General features: G+C 47.9%; 1 protein-coding gene. It reads right to left on the bottom strand.

Going from position 1 to position 2,775, the window contains the following annotated elements:
- Positions 1-212: 212 nt before the first annotated feature.
- The gene (locus F3H57_RS22010) at positions 213-2,543 is read right to left on the bottom strand and encodes an ATP-binding protein (protein WP_149759074.1); all 2,331 of its coding nucleotides are present in this window, start codon (positions 2,541-2,543) and stop codon (positions 213-215) included.
- Between the last annotated feature and the right edge of the window lie 232 nt (positions 2,544-2,775).

Here is a 2,775-nt window from a genome sequence, read left to right as displayed (position 1 = left end):
CGCGTCAGAGAGGGAGATCTGACTTTCACCAGAACGAAATTCTGGTCGGAGCCCGGTGATTGCCCGGTTGGGGAGTTTTTCAACACCATCGGCCCAAAGCCGACTTCCGGCAACCGTATTGAACGCTGCACGGCAGCACGTCAAAAGAGACATTCACTCGTAGCTAATTCGCGAAACTTCGACATGTGCATAGCTAATCTTCAATCCAGAAATCACTTTCTAAGAGATGAAAACATGTTGCGTAAATCTACGTTCGAAAAGCCACTTCTGGCTGCCACTGAAGGACTTGCAGGAGGCGGCGAGTTCAATGATTCGCCAGAACTAGAAGAAGATCGCCTTAAGCCACCACTGTCTTTGAATTCTTGCATCTGCTGCTCGTGCAGCTGTTGTATACTCCATTTTTCGCCTTCGAGTTCGCTACGCTTCCAGCTATCAACCGGACGTCCCAGATAACCCTCAATTTTCTCAATCTGTTCCAGCCATGTGCCAATAGCTGTCTCGCGATCCTCATGGCCTGTTATGCCAGAAGACTCCAAGCTATCGATACTTTCCGTTGCAGCCTCTTCAAACTTTTCGAGTATGCATTCTGGCAGGTCTTCTCGATACATGGGCAAGTTGTCAGCAAGTAGCCCTAGTTCTTCGATTTCCAGAACATAGTCTCTCTTCGACAGATACTTGAATAGTTGAAGCCGAAGCCACCTGCCGAATGCCTGTGCATGCTGAAGCTCACTATACTTCCCAAACATCAGGTCATCTATGAGGCTAGGCAGCTCTACTTCATTGATCCAAGCGGTGGTGGACAATCCACCTCCGCGCAAAAAACTAGTGAACTCAAACCTTTCAGATTTGAAAATTAGATCACCGAGCAAGGGAGCTAAATCTTCGAGAGGCAGCCGCCCCGCCACTGCACCAGACTTGATCTGTAACAGGATCACGCTTGCGATCTGGGTGGACTTCATCGGTTTCCCGTTAAAATATTCGGATGCTACTTTCCACAAGTCTGCTGCATTGTTGAAGGTCGTTACTGAGCGTGCAAGTCGATCCAGAATATTTGGGTTATTCACTCTACGCGACAGAAAGTCCTGCACCGAAGGGTTTATGAAATTCACAGTCCCGCCCTGTAGCACAATAAACGATGACTTGATTTCCCGAAGTGTTTCTTCGAAGCGGCTCTCTGGAACGGTCCCGTCTCTCTCGATAGAAAAGGCCGATAGCGAGCTTTCAAATAAATCGCGTAATTCTTCTACCTTTATGCCCTTCTCAATTCCACCGCTCCCAAAGAAGGTCTCACGTCTCGACAAAAACATACAGTACAACATCACACGCGCCGCGCCACTGATATGATGCTGGAAAGGCTTTTCCCATACTTTTTCTGGATTATCGAGCGCTTGTATAAACGCGCGAGGGTATTCTTCAGGGTCAGAATCCCTAAATCGGACGTGGTCAGTCATCCAATGCACGATACGCGGCATATAGTGCGGATGATCAACGATACGAGAGACAGTATCTCCCCCTAACAGCGCCGCAATAGCGCTTTCTTCAAGACCTGAATGATACAAATGGTTGTACAAAATTCGGGCTTTGATCTCTCTCGTATAAACGTCGAGGTCAAGGATCATCTCTGTGAGTTCGACTTGATCATCATCCAGGGCCTCAGAAACGGTTCGTGCCGTTTCTAGAATGTACTTACGCGTTGTTAAGATGAACCGCTTTGTGGTCCGCCCAGAGACGAGCCGCATAAAACCAGCGATTTTTGCGTCATCTTTCGCCAATGACCTCGCATCGAGTTTGATCTTGCCGAGGAAATCGTCAAAAACAAAGACCTGCTTTTTTTCAGGATGGAACGCTTCATAGCCTTTCTCAATGCTACTTATCGCAACAAGTTCCCAACCCTCTTCGCTGTATTCCGCCGCCAAAACCTGCGATAGCGTGGTCTTGCCTACACCGGGCGGACCGGAAACTATCAAGCAATGCTGTTTCTTCAAGATTTTTGCAGCTTTCGGCAGACTTGGATTAGCAACAAACACCTTAAGTACGCGCTCCATGCCTTCTTTAGTTGCTTCGGTGAAAACCGCTATGTCGTTTGTGAGTAGCCTCTGAAGCACTGCCGCGCTTGAAAGCCAAAGCTTGATGTTACTCTTCTCGACCTCACTATGCTTTCTTATGAGAGCATTTAGCTCGGTCCTGCCGAGAATGTTCGACACTGTAACTGAAGGGTGGCCTAAATGACATTGAAGCGCGAATTTTCTATCTGGAGTCAACTTTTGAGACGTCAGGAAATAGTAGGTATTGGGATTAAGCCTATGAACTTTAGGGGATTCTCTTTTTGCCGAGGTCTCCAAGTCAGCCCATGTGCTATTTCTGTAATGTTTGGCCTGAAGAATTACATTCCCCGTTGCACTGCTATGTCGCGCATCAATGCCGCCATCCGCACCTTCTGAGAACGTTTCAAATCGCACTCCAAGTTCTGCACTCATAAGGTCAGCGACTAGAGCTTCAAATTCAATGGGTGAAAGATTCCCAAAATCATACTGCTCAGCCATAAAGACCTCTCTGTGCTCTTCTGTCGCGACCGAAGTTGGTAGATTTCAGCCTTCAATTGCAAGCACATATACCCGCTGAACTACGAATTTCCACTAGATTGCACTATTTGACTGTGATGGCGTGAACTGAGCGTCAGGATATGCATCTGCAGCGAAGGTCGGCTCTCCGCCGATTGTGTTGAAAAACTCGGGCGGCTCCAACACAGCACGAAATTCCAGAACGCCTGTTCTA

Origin of the sequence: Roseivivax sediminis, assembly GCF_900112685.1 — a bacterium.
Classification (GTDB): domain Bacteria; phylum Pseudomonadota; class Alphaproteobacteria; order Rhodobacterales; family Rhodobacteraceae; genus Roseivivax; species Roseivivax sediminis.
The sequence above is the reverse complement of the archived record's forward strand: the minus strand, read 5'-3'. Positions and strand labels throughout refer to the sequence as shown.

Excerpts from the sequence above, each read along its gene's own strand:
- F3H57_RS22010 (WP_149759074.1), bottom strand. The coding sequence starts at position 2,543 with ATGGCTGAGCAGTATGATTTTGGGAATCTTTCACCCATTGAATTTGAA.